Below are 14,383 nucleotides of genomic sequence, written 5' to 3' on the forward strand. Positions count from 1 at the left end.
CGCTGTTTAGCTGAACGAGTCGCCGCAGGCGCAGGAGCCCGTCGCGTTCGGGTTGTCGATCGTGAAGCCCTGCTTCTCGATGGTGTCGACGAAGTCGATCGAGGCGCCGCCCAGGTACGGGGCGGACATGCGGTCGGTGACGACCTTGACGCCACCGAAGTCCTTGACGACATCGCCGTCGAGCGAGCGCTCGTCGAAGAAGAGCTGGTAGCGCAGGCCGGAGCAGCCACCCGGCTGAACAGCCACACGCAGGGCCAGGTCGTCACGGCCTTCCTGGTCGAGCAGAGCCTTGACCTTGGCGGCGGCTTCGTCGCTGAGGATGATGCCGTCGCTGACGGTGGTGGTCTCGTCCGATACGGACATCTACATCTCTCCCGGGTTGTACGGAGACTGCTTGCCGACCATTGCAACCGGCAAAGGCCCGGATCCATTCCGGATCCGCCGAGGGTTTTGCATTTCCTCTTTTCATGCTCGCACACCTGGGGCGGACGGGGCACGGGCCGTCCCACGCGGATTGCGTCACATCGACGACATCGGCATCGTCAAACTGACGTGAAGCACGTATGATAGATAGCGTCATTTCGACGAGAAGTGTTCTGCAGAACTCAAGAAAGGGTGCGTGACGTGACCACGGCCCAGACCCCCGTTGACCTGGATGTGTCGCCCACTCCGCTGGCGCTGCTCCTGCTCGGCCGCGAGGCCGACACCCGGAGCGAGCGCGGTGTGGAGTGCCCCGGCGACCTGCCCTCCCCGTCCGACCCGGACCTGGTGGAGCGCGCCCGCGCGGCCAAGGAGAAGCTCGGCGACAAGGTGTTCGTGCTCGGGCACCACTACCAGCGCGACGAGGTCATCCAGTTCGCCGACGTCACCGGCGACTCCTTCAAGCTGGCGCGGGACGCCGCCGCGCGCCCCGAGGCCGAGTACATCGTGTTCTGCGGTGTGCACTTCATGGCGGAGTCGGCCGACATCCTGACCGGCGACGACCAGAAGGTCGTGCTGCCGGACCTCGCCGCCGGCTGCTCGATGGCCGACATGGCCACCGCCGAGCAGGTCGCCGAGTGCTGGGACGTGCTGACCGAGGCCGGGATCGCCGAGTCGGTCGTCCCCGTCTCGTACATGAACTCCTCGGCCGACATCAAGGCGTTCACCGGCAGGCACGGCGGCACGATCTGTACGTCGTCCAATGCCGAGCGCGCGCTGAACTGGGCGTTCGAGCAGGGCGAGAAGGTGCTCTTCCTGCCCGACCAGCACCTCGGGCGCAACACCGCCGTGCGCGACCTCGGGATGTCGCTGGACGACTGCGTCGTCTACAACCCGCACAAGCCGAACGGCGGGCTGACCGCCGAGCAGCTGCGGGACGCCAAGATGATCCTGTGGCGCGGGCACTGCTCGGTGCACGGGCGGTTCTCGCTGGAGTCCGTGGAGGACGTGCGGGCGCGCATACCCGGGGTGAACGTCCTGGTGCACCCCGAATGCAAGCACGAGGTCGTCGCCGCGGCGGACCACGTCGGTTCGACCGAGTACATCATCAAGGCGCTGGAGGCCGCGCCCGCCGGGTCGAAGTGGGCCATCGGGACCGAGCTGAACCTGGTGCGGCGGCTCGCCAACCGGTTCGCCCCCGAGGGCAAGGAGATCGTCTTCCTCGACAAGACGGTCTGCTTCTGCTCGACCATGAACCGGATCGATCTGCCGCACCTGGTCTGGACGCTGGAGTCCCTGGCCGACGGTCAGCTCGTGAACCGCATCGAGGTCGACCCCGAGACGGAGCGCTTCGCGAAGCTGGCCCTTGAGCGGATGCTGGCGCTGCCGTAGCGGGTGCTTTTGTGGGGCCGCACCATCCGGTGCGGCCCCACTGTGTTTCGGGCGCGAGCCTCGCTGAAGCGCCCCGTCAGGATTCTCCGGCGCGGGCCTCGCAGTAGCGCCCCGTCAGGATTTTCCGGCGCGGACCTCGCAGTAGCGCCCCGTCAGTGCTTTTCGGCGCGGGCCTCGCAGTAGCCCCGTCAGGGGCGCGGGGAACTGCGCGACCAGCCCCCACCGGGGCCGCACCCGCCAACGGCGCTGCACTGGCCGCCCCTTGAAGCGCTCACCCCGCACCGGGGCGCCGCCTTGCCCACCCTGCCGCCCCAGGCGGCAGACTGCCCAAGGCGGGGCGGCGCGGCGGGACCCGGGGTGTCAGACCTGGGCCGGCTCCGATTCCGGGTCCGGGGACGGAGCCTGCGGCGGGACCTCGGTACCGCCCCGCTTGGCGGCACGCTTGCGGGCCCGCTTCTCCTTCCGGAGCTCCAGGATCGCGTAGAGCGTCGGCACGAGCAGCAGGGTCAGCAGCGTCGACGTGATCAGACCGCCGATGACGACCACCGCCAGCGGCTGCGCGATGAACCCGCCCTCCCCGGTGACGCCGAGCGCCATCGGAAGCAACGCGAAGATCGTCGCCAGGGCCGTCATGAGGATCGGCCGCAGACGGTGCCGGCCGCCCTCGACCACGGCTTCGACGACGCCCAGGCCCTGACTGCGGTACTGGTTGATCAGGTCGATCAGCACGATCGCGTTCGTGACCACGATGCCGATGAGCATCAGCATGCCGATCATCGCCGGGACACCCATCGGGGTGCCGGTGGCGACGAGCAGACCGATGGCGCCGGTCGCGGCGAACGGGATCGAGACCAGCAGGATCAGCGGCTGCGCCAGCGAGCGGAACGTGGCCACCAGCAGCATGAAGACGATCGCGATCGCCGCGAGCATGGCCAGCGCCAGGTTCTTGAACGCGTCGTCCTGGTCGGAGGTGACACCGCCGATGGTCGCCGTGGCGCCCTTCGGCAGATCCAGCGCCTTGATCTTCGCCTGGAGGTCGGTGCTGACCGCGCCGGTGTTGTCCCCGGTCGGCTTGGCCGTGATCGTCGCGGCGCGGGCGCCGTCGATCCGGGTCATCGAGACCGGCCCGTCGACCAGCTTCACGGTGGCGATGTCGCCGAGGGTCAGACCGCGCGGGCCCATCGGCAGCTTCTTCAGCTGAGCCGTGGTCTCGGCGGGCTTCGCCGACTTGACCACGATGTCGCGCTCGGTGTCGTCGAGCGTCGCCTTGCCGCTCGTCGTGCCGCGCACCGCCTGGGTGACGGCGGCGCCGAGCGTCGTGTCGTTGAACCCGGCCGCGGCCGCCTTGGAGTTGGCCCTGACCGAGATCCGCGGGACGGACTGCGACAGGTCGCTGGTGACGTCCGTGACGTCGTCGAGCTTGCCGACGGCGCCCTCGACCTGCTGGGCGGCCCGGTCCAGGACGTCTCCGTCGGCGGCCTTCACGACCACGCTCAGGTCCTGGCTGCCGAAGCCGTCACCGGCCGAGATCGTCGTCGTACCGATGCCGTCCAGGTCGCCGAGCTCGCGCTCGATGCGGTCCTGCGTGTCCTCGTACGACGCCTTGTCCTTCAGGGTCACCGAGTACGAGGCCTGGTTGGTGTCGGTGCCGCCGCCGAAGGCCGCCATGAAGCCCGACGAGCCGACGGTGACCTGGTAGTCCTCGACCGCGTCGATGCCCTGGAGCACCTTCTCGACCTTCTTGGCGGACGCGTCGGTGGCGGCCAGGCTGGTGCCGGGGGCCAGCTCCTGCTTGATGGAGAGGACCTCCTGCTCGCCCTGGTCGAAGAAGTTGGTCTTCAGCAGGGGTGCCATGCCGAACGTGCCGATGAGGATCACGACGGCGAGCGCCAGGCTGGTGAGGCGGCGCCGGGTCGCGAAGCGCAGCACCGGGACGTACGCCCGCTGCAGCCACGACCTGGCCTCCTTCTCCTCGGCGAGGCGGCGGGCCTCCTCCGGGTCGACGCCCCGGACGGCCTTGGGCGCGCGCAGGAACCAGAAGGACAGCACCGGGACGACCGTCAGCGACACGAGCAGGGACGCGAGGAGCGCCGCGGTGACCGTGAGGGAGAACGAGCCGAACAGCTCGCCCACCATGCCGCCGACCAGGCCGATCGGCAGGAACACGGCGACCGTCGTCAGGGTCGAGGAGGTGACCGCGCCGGCCACCTCGCGGACCGCGGTGAGGATGGCCTCCTTGCGCTCCTCGCCGTAGCCGAGGTGGCGCTTGATGTTCTCCAGGACGACGATCGAGTCGTCGACGACCCGGCCGATCGCGATGGTCAGCGCGCCGAGCGTCAGCATGTTCAGCGAGAGGTCGCGGGTCCACAGGACGATCAGGGCGAGGACCACGGACAGCGGGATGGAGACCGCCGTCACCAGGGTCGAGCGCAGCGACGCCAGGAAGACCAGGATGACGATGACGGCGAAGAGCAGGCCGAGCGCGCCCTCCGTGGTCAGGCCCGAGATGGACTTGGAGACCGCCGGGCCCTGGTCGCTGACGACCGTCAGGTCGGCTCCCTTGCCGAGGTCCTGGCGCAGGCCGGGCAGCTTGTCCTCGACCGCCTTGGAGATCGTGACGGCCGAGCCGTCGTGGTCCATGGTCACGGCGACGGCGAGGCTGGGCCGGCCGTCGGTGCGGGTGAGCGAGTCGGCCGTGGACGGCTGCTGCTTCACGGTGGCGATGTCGGCGAGGCGTACGGGCTTCTTGATGCCCTCGCCCGTGACCATCAGGTCCTTGATCTGGGCCAGCGAGGTGAAGCCGCCGCCGACCTGGACCGTGCGGTTCTTGCCGTCCTCGTCGAAGGAGCCCGCGGGCAGGGTGGCGCCGCCGGCCTGGAGGGACTGGCCGATCGCCTGGACGCCGACACCGGCGGCGGCCATCTTCTTCGGGTCCGGCGTGACGTTGATCTGGAGGTCGCGGACGCCGTCGACCGAGACCTGGCCGACGCCGTCGATGTCCTTCAGCGACGGCACGACGGTCTTGTCGAGCTTGTCGGCGAGCGCCTGCTGGTCCTCGTCGGAGGTGACCGCGAGGACGACGGTGGGGATGTCGTCGGTGGAGCCCGCGACGACCTGCGGGTCGACGTCGTCGGGCAGTTGGGCACGGGCCCGGTTGACGGCCTGCTGGACGTCGGCGACGAGCTGCTTGGTGCCGGTGCCGTAGTCGAACGAGGCCATCACCAGGGCATTGCCCTCGCTGGCCGTCGACGTGACACCGGTGATCCCGGAGACGGCGTCGAGGGAGTTCTCCAGCGGTTCGACGACCTGCTTCTCCACCACGTCGGGGGACGCGCCCTGGTACGGGGCGATCACCGACACCATGGGCAGCTCGATCGTGGGCAGCAGCTGCTGCTTGAGCTGGGGGATCGCTATCGCGCCGAAGACGATCGCGATGATCGACATGAGGCCGATCAGGGCTCGCTGGGCGAGGCTGAATCTCGACAGCCAGGACATGAAGGCAGGTCTCCCCGGTGGGCGATGAGCGGTGGGCAGGGGCCCGGCGCGAAGACACGCGGGGGCCCGACTACACCTTGGGGTACGCGGAAGGCCCGGGACGTCGCTCCCAGGTGCCGTTCTCACACGCTCCCTACTGCGCCCGTAGTACGTGACCGGTGCGGGTCACTCCACCCGTGGGCGGACCAAGCCCGATTCGTAGGCAATGACGACGAGTTGGGCCCTGTCGCGGGCGCCCAGCTTGGCCATCGCGCGGTTCACGTGGGTCTTCACGGTGAGCGGCGAGACTTCGAGCCGCTCGGCGATCTCGTCGTTGGAGTGGCCGCCGGCGACCTGCACCAGGACCTCGCGCTCGCGCCCGGTGAGCGCGGCGAGCCGCTCCGCGTGGGCGCCCGCGGTCCGGCCGTCCTCGTCGTAACCCTCGCCCTGGGCGAGGAACTTGGCGATCAGCCCCTTGGTCGCGACGGGCGACAGCAGGGCATCGCCGGCGGCCGCGATCCGTACGGCGCCGAGCAGTTCCTCCGGCTCGGCGCCCTTGCCGAGGAACCCGGAGGCGCCGGCCCGCAGGGACTGCACCACGTACTCGTCGACCTCGAAGGTGGTCAGCATGACCACGCGGACGGCGGCGAGTTCGGGGTCCGCGGTGATCTCGCGGGTCGCGGCGAGGCCGTCGGTGCCGGGCATCCGGATGTCCATCAGGACCACGTCGGGCCGCTCGGACCTGGCGAGCCGGACCGCCTCCGCGCCGTCCGACGCCTCCCCCACCACCTCCATGTCCGGCTCGGAGTCGACGAGCACCTTGAAGGCGCTGCGCAGCAGTGCCTGGTCGTCGGCGAGGAGGACACGGATCGTGCCGCTGGTCATGTGGTGGCGTCCCCTGAAGTGGTGTCGGTGGCCAGGTCCTTGACGGGAAGGATCGCATGAACGCGGAAACCGCCGCCGTAGCGCGGCCCCGCGCTGAGGGTGCCGCGCAGGGCGGTGACCCGCTCGCGCATGCCGAGCAGCCCGTGTCCGCCGTTGCCGTCCTGCGGCCCGGGGGCGCCGCCCGGTCCGTCGTCGAGGACGCTGATCTCCACGTCGGCTCCCACCCGGACGACGCTGACCTCGGCCTTGGCGCCCTGGCCCGCGTGCTTCTGTACGTTCGTCAGCGCTTCCTGCACGATCCGGAACGCGGCGAGGTCGACGGCCGCGGGCAGCGGCGGGGCCTCCTCGGCGCGGGCCACCTCCACGGGCAGGCCCGCGTGCCGGAAGGTGTCGACGAGGTCGTCGAGCCGGTCCAGGCCCGGGGCCGGTTCGGTGGGCGCCTCGGGGTCGCCGGTCTGCCGCAGCAGGCCGACGGTGGCGCGGAGTTCGTTGAGCGCGGAGCGGCTGGCCTCGCGGACGTGGCTGAGGGCTTCCTTGGCCTGGTCGGGGCGCTTGTCCATGACGTGCGCGGCGACCCCGGCCTGCACGTTGACCAGGGCGATGTGGTGGGCGACGACGTCGTGCAGATCGCGGGCGATCCGCAGCCGCTCCTCGGCGACCCGGCGGCGGGCCTCCTCCTCGCGGGTGCGCTCCGCTCGCTCGGCGCGTTCCCGGATGGCGTCGACGAAGGCGCGCCGGGAGCGGACCGCGTCGCCGGCCGCGGCGGCCATGCCGGTCCAGGCGAAGATGCCGAGGTTCTCCTGCGCGTACCAGGGCAGTGGTCCGGCGAGCATGGCGACGCCGGTGAGCGTCGCCATCGTGGCCAGGCCCACCCGCCATGTGGTGGGCCGGTCGGTGTGGGCGGCGACCGTGAACAGGGCGATGACGGCGGACATCACGACGGGGGTGCGGGGTTCGCCGGTGGCGAGTTCGGCCAGGGAGACGGCGGCCGTCGCGCCGAGTACGCACATGGGGTGGGCGCGCCGGAAGACGAGGGCGGCGGCGCCGAGCACCATCAGGACCAGGCTGAGGGGGTTCGGGGTGCGGGCGCCCCAGGTGTAGCTGCCTCCGTCGGCATTGCTGTGGTCCACGAAGGAACCGGCGATCATGCAGACGAGCACGGCGAGGGCGAGGGTGGCGTCGAGGGCCAGGGGGTGGGTTCTGGCCCAGCGTACGAGGGGGGTCACCGGGGTCACGGTAACGGTCCCCTTTCGTGCAGGTGCCCGCGGGCGCCGTCTCCGGGGGCCGGTCGCGGCGTGGTTCTTCGTCCGCGGGCCGGTGGCCGCTTCTCGCGCAGTTCCCCGCGCCCCTGAGATGCGCACTTCGTGCGGCATCTCATCGAGGGAGGCGCGGCTGAGGCGCCGCCTCCAGGGGAAGGCGCGCGCAGCGCATGCCTTCAGGGGCGCGGGGAACTGCGCGACCAGCCCCCACCGGCCGTCAGCCGGGGAACGACTACGGTCAGCCCGGGATCAGGCCGTCGTCGGAGAGCATGTCGCGGACCTCTTCGAGCGTCGCGTCCGGGGCCGGGAGGATCAGCTCGGACGGCTCCAGGGAGTCGTCGGGGAGCGGCTCACCGAGACGGCGAACGGCGTCGAGGAGGGCGGCGAGGGTGCGGCGGAAGCCCTCCTCGTCGCCGGTCTCCATCTCGGCCAGAAGCTCGTCGTCCAGCTTGTTGAGCTCGGCGAAGTGACTGTCGGCCAGCTTCACCTGGCCCTCCCCCATGATCCGTACGATCACGTCGGCCTCCTCGGGGCTGCTGCTACTGCTTGTCGAAGCGCGGGGCGTCGGTCGGCTGCTGCGTCTGCTGGGGCTGACCCTGGCCGCCCTCGATCGCCTGCTGCGACGCGGACGAACCGCCGGCCAGCTCCTGCTTCATCCGCTGCAGCTCCAGCTCTACATCCGTACCACCGGAGAGCCGGTCCAGCTCGCTCTGGATGTCGTCCTTGGCGAGGCCGGAGGAGTCGTCGAGGGCACCGGAGGCGAGCAGCTCGTCGATGGCACCGGCCCGCGCCTGGAGCTGGGCCGTCTTGTCCTCGGCACGCTGGATCGCCATGCCGACGTCGCCCATCTCCTCGGAGATGCCGGAGAACGCCTCGCCGATGCGGGTCTGCGCCTGGGCCGCGGTGTACGTGGCCTTGATGGTCTCCTTCTTCGTGCGGAAGGCGTCGACCTTGGCCTGGAGCCGCTGGGCCGCGAGAGTGAGCTTCTCCTCCTCGCCCTGCAGCGTCTGGTGCTGCGTCTCCAGGTCCGTGACCTGCTGCTGGAGCGCCGCGCGCCGGGAGAGCGCCTCACGGGCCAGGTCCTCGCGGCCGAGCGCGAGCGCCTTGCGGCCCTGGTCCTCCAGCTTGGAGGACTGGCCCTGGAGCTGATTGAGCTGCAGTTCCAGGCGCTTGCGGCTGGTCGCGACGTCCGCGACGCCACGGCGCACCTTCTGCAGCAGCTCCAGCTGCTTCTGGTACGAGTAATCGAGGGTTTCGCGCGGGTCCTCGGCCCGGTCAAGGGCCTTGTTCGCCTTCGCGCGGAAGATCATCCCCATACGCTTCATGACACCGCTCATGGGCTTCGCGCGCCCCCTTCTACTGACTGATCAAGCCGACGGTCCAGCTCCGGCACTGCGACACCACCCACAGTACGGGTCCTGCATCTATTACCGCACTGTCCAGGTGCGGATGCGCTCATCCCCAAGGACGACTGCGTACGGTCCCGCTCCGGCGCAAGGAGTAGGTGTCCCCCCAATGGCTGTCCGGACGCACCCGGTGTGTCCTCATGTGCCTCTATGGACGCAGGGTGTTGCCGGATCGTTCCCCATGGGCCTGTGGTCCATGCACGACCACCACGTACCCTTGGCTTTTGTGTTCCGTAGCCGATCCAAGGACGACAAGGCGCCGGCCGACAAGGCCCCGGTGACCTCTCTGTCCAAAGAGACCCGTGACCCGCAGGCGCCCAAGGGCCGCCCCACGCCCAAGCGCAGCGCGGCCCAGTCGCAGCGCCGCAGCGTGGCCAACACCAAGATGACGCCGAAGGAGGCCCGCTCCCGCCAGCGGGACGAGCGGCGTTCCGCGATGGAGAAGCAGCGCGCCGCGCTCGCCAGCGGTGACGAGCGCTATCTGCCCGCCCGCGACAAGGGCCCGGTGCGGCGCTACGCCCGGGACTTCGTCGACTCGAAGTTCTGCATCGCGGAGTACTTCCTGCCGATGGCGGTGATCATCCTCGTCCTGAGCATGGTCCGCGTCGGCTCGCTGCAGAACATCGCGCTGCTGCTGTGGCTCTTCGTCATCGTCGCGATCGTGATCGACTCGGCCCTCACCGGCTTCCGCCTCAAGAAGCGCCTCGCGGAGAAGTTCCCCGACGAGCGCCGCAAGGGTGCCGTCGCGTACGCCCTGATGCGCACGCTCCAGATGAAGCGGCTGCGGCTGCCCAAGCCCCAGGTCAAGCGCGGAGAGCGGCCCTGAGCACGGAGGCCTTCGCCGGGGACGCGCCGGGCGCCTGGCTGGAGAAGCTGGGCGGCCTGCGCAACGTCGTACGGCAGGAACTGGTGTCCCGGCAGCTCGACGAGCAGATAGCCGGGCGCTTCCCCGTCGGGCAGCGGCTGCGGGTGCTCGACGTGGGGATGGGCCAGGGCACCCAGGCGCTGCGCCTGGCGCGCGCCGGGCACAAGGTGACCGGCGTGGACCAGGACCCCGCGATGCTCGCCGTCGCGCAGGCCGCGCTCGCCGCGGAGCCCGCGGGCGTGCAGGAGCGGGTGCGGTTCGTCGAGGGCAGCGGCATGGAGACGGGGGTCCACTTCCTGCCCGGCAGTTTCGACGTCGTGCTCTGTCACGGCGTCCTGATGTACGTCGACGAGCCGGACGCGCTGCTCGCGGGACTCGCGCGGATGCTGGCGCCGGGGGGCCTGCTCTCCCTGCTCGTACGGAACGCGGACGCGCTGGCGATGCGGCCGGGGCAGGCCGGCGACTGGGTCACGGCGCTCGGCGCCTTCGACTCGCTGAAGTACACCAACCGGCTCGGCCTGGACGTCCGGGCCGACCGGCTCCACGCGCTGACCGAGACCCTCGCCGGGATCGGCGCGCCGCTGCACGCCTGGTACGGGGTGCGGGTCTTCACCGACCAGGCGGGCGACGATACGGCGGTGCCGGAGCGCGGGGAGCTGCAGACGCTGCTCGCCGCCGAGGAGCGCGCCGGGCGCACCGAGCCGTACCGGCGGGTGGCCGCGCTGCTGCACCTGTGCGGGGTGCGGGGCTGATCCGGGGCTGACCCCCGCGCGCCGGGGGTCCGCTGTTCGGCCGCGCAACGGGGGCGCCCGTCCGGGGCGAACGTGACAATCCGGGCATGACTGCTTCTGCGTCCTCCGCACCTTCTTCGCGACCTTCGCGTACGCGCCTCGTGCTCCCCGTGGCCGCCGTCGTCTGCTCGGCGGCGCTCGTCGGGGGCTGCGCGAGCTCCGACTCCGGTTCCTCGAACGCCGAGGCGTCGGGGGACGGCTCGACCACGCAGGCCGCCGCGGCCTCGGGCGGCAACGATCTGCAGGACGCGTACCAGGACGTCATCAAGGACGTCCTGCCGTCCGTCGTCCAGGTGCAGGCGTCGTCCGACCTCGGTTCCGGTGTCGTCTACGACGACAAGGGGCACATCGTGACGAACGCCCATGTGGTCGGCGACGAGAAGACGTTCAAGGTGACGACGTCGACGAGCGAGGACGAGCTGACGGCGAAGCTGGTCTTCGCGTATCCGGAGCAGGATCTGGCCGTGATCAAGCTGGACAAGGTGCCGGACGGGCTGAAGGCGGCGAAGTTCGGGGACTCCTCGAAGGTGGCGGTCGGGCAGATCACGCTCGCGATGGGCTCGCCGCTCGGGCTGTCGTCGAGCGTCACCCAGGGCATCGTGTCGGCGACCGGCCGGACCGTGAGCGAGGGCCGCTCGGGCGGCGGCACCGGCGCGACCATCGCCAACATGGTGCAGACCTCGGCGGCGATCAACCCCGGCAACAGCGGGGGCGCCCTGGTCGGCCTGGACAGCCGGGTCATCGGCATTCCGACGCTGGCGGCGACCGATCCCGATCTCGGGGGCAGCGCGGCGCCGGGCATCGGGTTCGCGATCCCCGCGTCGACGGTGACGGACATCGCCGACCAGATCGTCGAGGACGGCAAGGTGACGGACTCCGGCCGGGCGGAGCTGGGCGTCACCGCGCGCGCGGTCGTCGACGGTGACCTTCGGGCGGCCGGGGTGTCCGTGGTCTCCGTGACCGACGGCGGCCCCGCCGACAAGGCCGGGCTCCGGCCCGGTGACGTCATCACCGGACTCGGCGACGAGAAGATCACGACCATGAACTCCCTCCAGGAGGCCCTGGCCGACGAGAAGCCCGGCGACCAGGTCGAGGTGACCTTCACCCGCGACGGCGACGAGAAGTCCGCCGACGTCACCCTCGGGGAGATGTAGCAAAGCCCCGTAAGGGGCGCGGGGAACTGCGCGAGCAACCACAGAAAAGCCGCGGTCGCGTCTGCTCACGTACCGAGCAGACGCGACCGCGGCTTTCGTCGTGGCTGGTTACGGGGCGCTCTCCTCGGCGTGGAGGCTCATGGGGCCGTAGATCTCGCTGGTGTCCTCGAAGAGGGTGACCTGGTCGGCGCCGCCCTCGGCGAGCTCCTTCCAGTACTCCCCGATCCAGGACTCAGCGTCACCCTGGGTGGGGAACTCCTCGGGCTGAACCGCCGGAGGCACCTCCGTCCCGTCGGACTTCTCGAACCGCCACGTCCACGCCGCCATGTGAGCCTCCCGGTATCGGATGTCCGATGCGCGATGTCCCTGGAAGCCTAGCCGGGCGAGCGGCACCCGAAGCCGCGCGGGAGGATCTTCCTGTGGAACTGACACTGCTCGGCACCGGTGCCCCCGAAGGACTGCCCCGCCCCGACTGCCCGTGCGCGGCGTGCGCGGGCGCGCTCGGCACGGACGCCCGCGGCGCGACGGCGGTGCTGATCGACAGGGTGCTGCTGCTCGATCTGACGCCGGGCGCGGTGTTCGCGGCGGCTCGCGCGGGGCACAGCCTCGCCGGGGTGCGGCAGGTGCTGCTCTCGCACCCGCACGACGGGCCCGCCGTGGAGGTCCCGGCGGGGCTGCCGCAGCCGGCGCGGGTGCCGGACGGCCGCGATCTGGCGCTGATCAGCGGGCACCGGGTGCGGGCGCTCGCCCTCGACGCCCCCGGCACCGGCTACGAGGTCACCGGCCCCGACGGCGTACGGGTGCTGTATCTGCCGCCGGGCGCCGCGCCCGCCGGGCTGGACGCGGCGCGGGCACCGTACGAGCTGGTCCTCACCGATGTGGTGGGGCGGCCGGACGCGCTGGCGCGGCTGCGGGCGAGCGGCGCCGTCGGGCCGACCACGGATGTCGTCGCCGTGCACCTCGGGCACGACGTGCCGCCGGGCGCCGAGCTGACCCGGCGGCTCGCGGCGGCCGGTGCCCGCGCGGTGCCGGACGGGACGACCCTGGACGTCGGCGCGTACGAGGACGTGCCCGACGTGCCGCGCAGGACGCTGGTCCTCGGCGGCGCCAGGTCGGGCAAGTCGGTCGAGGCCGAGCGGCGCCTGGAGTCCTTCCCCGATGTGCTGTACGTGGCGACGGGCGGCACCCGGGGCGGCGACGCCGAGTGGGCGCAGCGGGTCGGCGCGCACCGGGAGCGGCGGCCCGGATCGTGGCGGACCGCCGAGACCTGCGATCTGGAACCGCTGCTCGCCGACGCCTCGGACCCGGCGCCGCTGCTCGTCGACTGTCTGTCGCTGTGGCTGACGTACGCCATGGACGAGGTCGGGGCCTGGGACGACGCCGAGTGGGCGGGCGGCGGCGAGAAGGCGCTGCGGGAGCGGGTGGCCGGGCTGGTGGCCGCCGTGCGGAACACCCGGCGCACCCTCGTGGCGGTCTCGAACGAGGTGGGCTCGGGGATCGTGCCCGCCACCGCCTCCGGGCGGCGCTACCGCGACGAGCTGGGCCGGCTGAACGCGGCGTTCGCCGCCGAGTGCGAGCACGTCCTGCTCGTCGTGGCCGGTCAGGCGCTCGCCCTGCGCGGCTGACCGGGAGCGTTCAGGACGGGTCGGGGTTGCGGCGCGCGACGACCCGGTAGGCGTTGGAGAAGCCGGTGCGGCCGGCCAGCGGGGCGAGGAGCCGGTCGGCACCCCGGGCGGCGACGAGCGCGGGGGTGCCGGCGCAGGTGAGGGCCCGGCGCAGGCGGCGCTGGAGCTCGCTGGGGGCCTTGGTGCGCCACGGGTCGTCGGCGGCGGGCAGCCAGTGGCCGAGGAAGAGCGCGCAGGCCGCCGTCAGGTCGTGCGGCAGATGCGGGGTGCGGCGGTCGACGGCGACGACCGTGTAGCCGAGGGCGGCCAGTTCGGTGCGCAGGTTGGCGAGCGGGATGAGGTGCAGGTGCTGCGGCTGGAAGTACGAGACCCACCACTTGCCGAGCAGCGCCGCCCAGCGGCTCTCGGGGTCGGGCAGCTCGATCATGAGGTGGCCGCCGGGACGCAGGACGCGGCGGGCGGCCTTCAGCTCCTCGCGCGGGTCGAGGGAGTGCTCCAGGTAGTGGAACATGCTCATCGCGTCGTAGCGGCCCGCGAGGCGGGGCGCGAGTTCGGTGAGGAAGCCGCGGTGGGCCTCCTCGATCCGGCCCGCCCGGCGGCCCTCCTCGACGCCGTCGCCGATGTCGAGGCCGTCGAAGGCGGTGTAGGGCAGGACCTCCTTGGCGGCGGCCGGGAAGTGGCACGGGCCGGTGCCGACGTCGAGCCAGCTCTCGGGTTCGATGTGCCGGAACATGGCGTGGGCGGCGGCCCGGTGGCGCCTGGCGGAGGTGCGGCCGCCGAAGACCTTCTCGGCGTGGCCGGCGCGCAGGCCGTCGTAGAAGTCCCGGTAGTAGAAGTTCAGGCCCTCGGGGGTCAGCCGCGGGTTCTGGAAGGAGTGGTCGCAGGCCCGGCACTGGTCGACGGTGAACGTGCCGGGCTTGTGCTGGAGGAGGTCCGTGGTGCGCAGCCGGGTGCGCAGCTTCGTGGAGCCGCACCAGGGGCAGTCGGGGCGGCGCGGCTCGTGGAAGCGTTCGGTGCCGCGGGCGAGTTCGGTGAGATAGGCGGGGCGGCGCTCGGCGACGGCCTGGGCGGTGGGGGGCATGGGACTCCTCCGGCTCCACGGGCGGGGCGAC

13 protein-coding genes are annotated in these 14,383 nt (G+C 71.6%); 5 read left to right on the forward strand and 8 right to left on the reverse strand.

Annotated features, from left to right (window positions below; translation table 11 throughout):
• Positions 1 to 6: 6 nt before the first annotated feature.
• Positions 7 to 363 carry an iron-sulfur cluster assembly accessory protein gene (locus tag ABZ930_RS12590; RefSeq protein ID WP_111661853.1) on the reverse strand — a complete coding sequence of 119 codons (357 nt, stop codon included), beginning with the start codon at positions 361 to 363 and terminating at the stop codon, positions 7 to 9.
• 261 nt (positions 364 to 624) lie between these two features.
• Between ABZ930_RS12590 and nadA the strand changes: the two genes are divergently transcribed.
• Complete coding sequence (gene nadA, locus ABZ930_RS12595; protein WP_361545769.1) at positions 625 to 1,812, forward strand: quinolinate synthase NadA; 1,188 nt, start codon at positions 625 to 627, stop codon at positions 1,810 to 1,812.
• 360 nt (positions 1,813 to 2,172) lie between these two features.
• On the opposite strand, the gene ABZ930_RS12600 is transcribed toward nadA, so the two are convergent.
• From ABZ930_RS12600 to ABZ930_RS12620, 5 genes are all read right to left on the reverse strand, one after another.
• The gene (locus ABZ930_RS12600) at positions 2,173 to 5,307 is read right to left on the reverse strand and encodes an efflux RND transporter permease subunit (RefSeq protein WP_361545772.1); all 3,135 of its coding nucleotides are present in this window, start codon (positions 5,305 to 5,307) and stop codon (positions 2,173 to 2,175) included.
• A 165-nt stretch (positions 5,308 to 5,472) separates the two neighbouring features.
• Entirely contained in the window at positions 5,473 to 6,171 is a 699-nt protein-coding gene (locus tag ABZ930_RS12605; protein ID WP_361545775.1) for a response regulator transcription factor, read from the reverse strand.
• A complete protein-coding gene (locus ABZ930_RS12610) occupies positions 6,168 to 7,397 on the reverse strand; it encodes a sensor histidine kinase (RefSeq protein ID WP_361545778.1) in 1,230 nt (409 codons plus the stop codon). Before ABZ930_RS12610 ends, ABZ930_RS12605 begins: the two co-directional genes overlap by 4 nt.
• 271 nt (positions 7,398 to 7,668) lie before the next feature.
• Complete coding sequence (locus tag ABZ930_RS12615; RefSeq protein ID WP_361545781.1) at positions 7,669 to 7,947, reverse strand: hypothetical protein; 279 nt, start codon at positions 7,945 to 7,947, stop codon at positions 7,669 to 7,671.
• 22 nt (positions 7,948 to 7,969) lie between these two features.
• A complete protein-coding gene (locus ABZ930_RS12620; RefSeq protein ID WP_361545784.1) occupies positions 7,970 to 8,767 on the reverse strand; it encodes a PspA/IM30 family protein in 798 nt (265 codons plus the stop codon).
• A 250-nt stretch (positions 8,768 to 9,017) separates the two neighbouring features.
• Between ABZ930_RS12620 and ABZ930_RS12625 the strand changes: the two genes are divergently transcribed.
• From ABZ930_RS12625 to ABZ930_RS12635, 3 genes are all read left to right on the forward strand, one after another.
• Positions 9,018 to 9,662 carry a DUF3043 domain-containing protein gene (locus tag ABZ930_RS12625; RefSeq protein ID WP_361545786.1) on the forward strand — a complete coding sequence of 215 codons (645 nt, stop codon included), beginning with the start codon at positions 9,018 to 9,020 and terminating at the stop codon, positions 9,660 to 9,662.
• A gap of 83 nt (positions 9,663 to 9,745) precedes the next feature.
• Positions 9,746 to 10,453: a methyltransferase domain-containing protein gene (locus ABZ930_RS12630; protein WP_361545789.1), complete on the forward strand. Its 708-nt coding sequence runs from the start codon at positions 9,746 to 9,748 to the stop codon at positions 10,451 to 10,453.
• A gap of 86 nt (positions 10,454 to 10,539) precedes the next feature.
• Entirely contained in the window at positions 10,540 to 11,646 is a 1,107-nt protein-coding gene (locus ABZ930_RS12635) for a trypsin-like peptidase domain-containing protein (RefSeq protein WP_361545792.1), read from the forward strand.
• Between the two features lie 108 nt (positions 11,647 to 11,754).
• Here the strand turns inward: ABZ930_RS12635 and ABZ930_RS12640 are convergent, their stop codons facing one another.
• Positions 11,755 to 11,973 (reverse strand): hypothetical protein, encoded by a 219-nt coding sequence (locus ABZ930_RS12640; protein ID WP_361545795.1) that lies wholly within the window; start codon positions 11,971 to 11,973, stop codon positions 11,755 to 11,757.
• 92 nt (positions 11,974 to 12,065) lie between these two features.
• Between ABZ930_RS12640 and ABZ930_RS12645 the strand changes: the two genes are divergently transcribed.
• A complete protein-coding gene (locus tag ABZ930_RS12645; RefSeq protein WP_361545798.1) occupies positions 12,066 to 13,271 on the forward strand; it encodes a bifunctional adenosylcobinamide kinase/adenosylcobinamide-phosphate guanylyltransferase in 1,206 nt (401 codons plus the stop codon).
• A 10-nt stretch (positions 13,272 to 13,281) separates the two neighbouring features.
• Here ABZ930_RS12645 and ABZ930_RS12650 read toward each other — a convergent pair whose 3' ends face one another.
• A complete protein-coding gene (locus ABZ930_RS12650) occupies positions 13,282 to 14,352 on the reverse strand; it encodes a class I SAM-dependent methyltransferase (RefSeq protein WP_361545801.1) in 1,071 nt (356 codons plus the stop codon).
• Between the last annotated feature and the right edge of the window lie 31 nt (positions 14,353 to 14,383).

Origin of the sequence: Streptomyces sp. NPDC046716, from assembly GCF_040645755.1 — a bacterium.
In the GTDB taxonomy this organism is placed as follows: domain Bacteria; phylum Actinomycetota; class Actinomycetes; order Streptomycetales; family Streptomycetaceae; genus Streptomyces.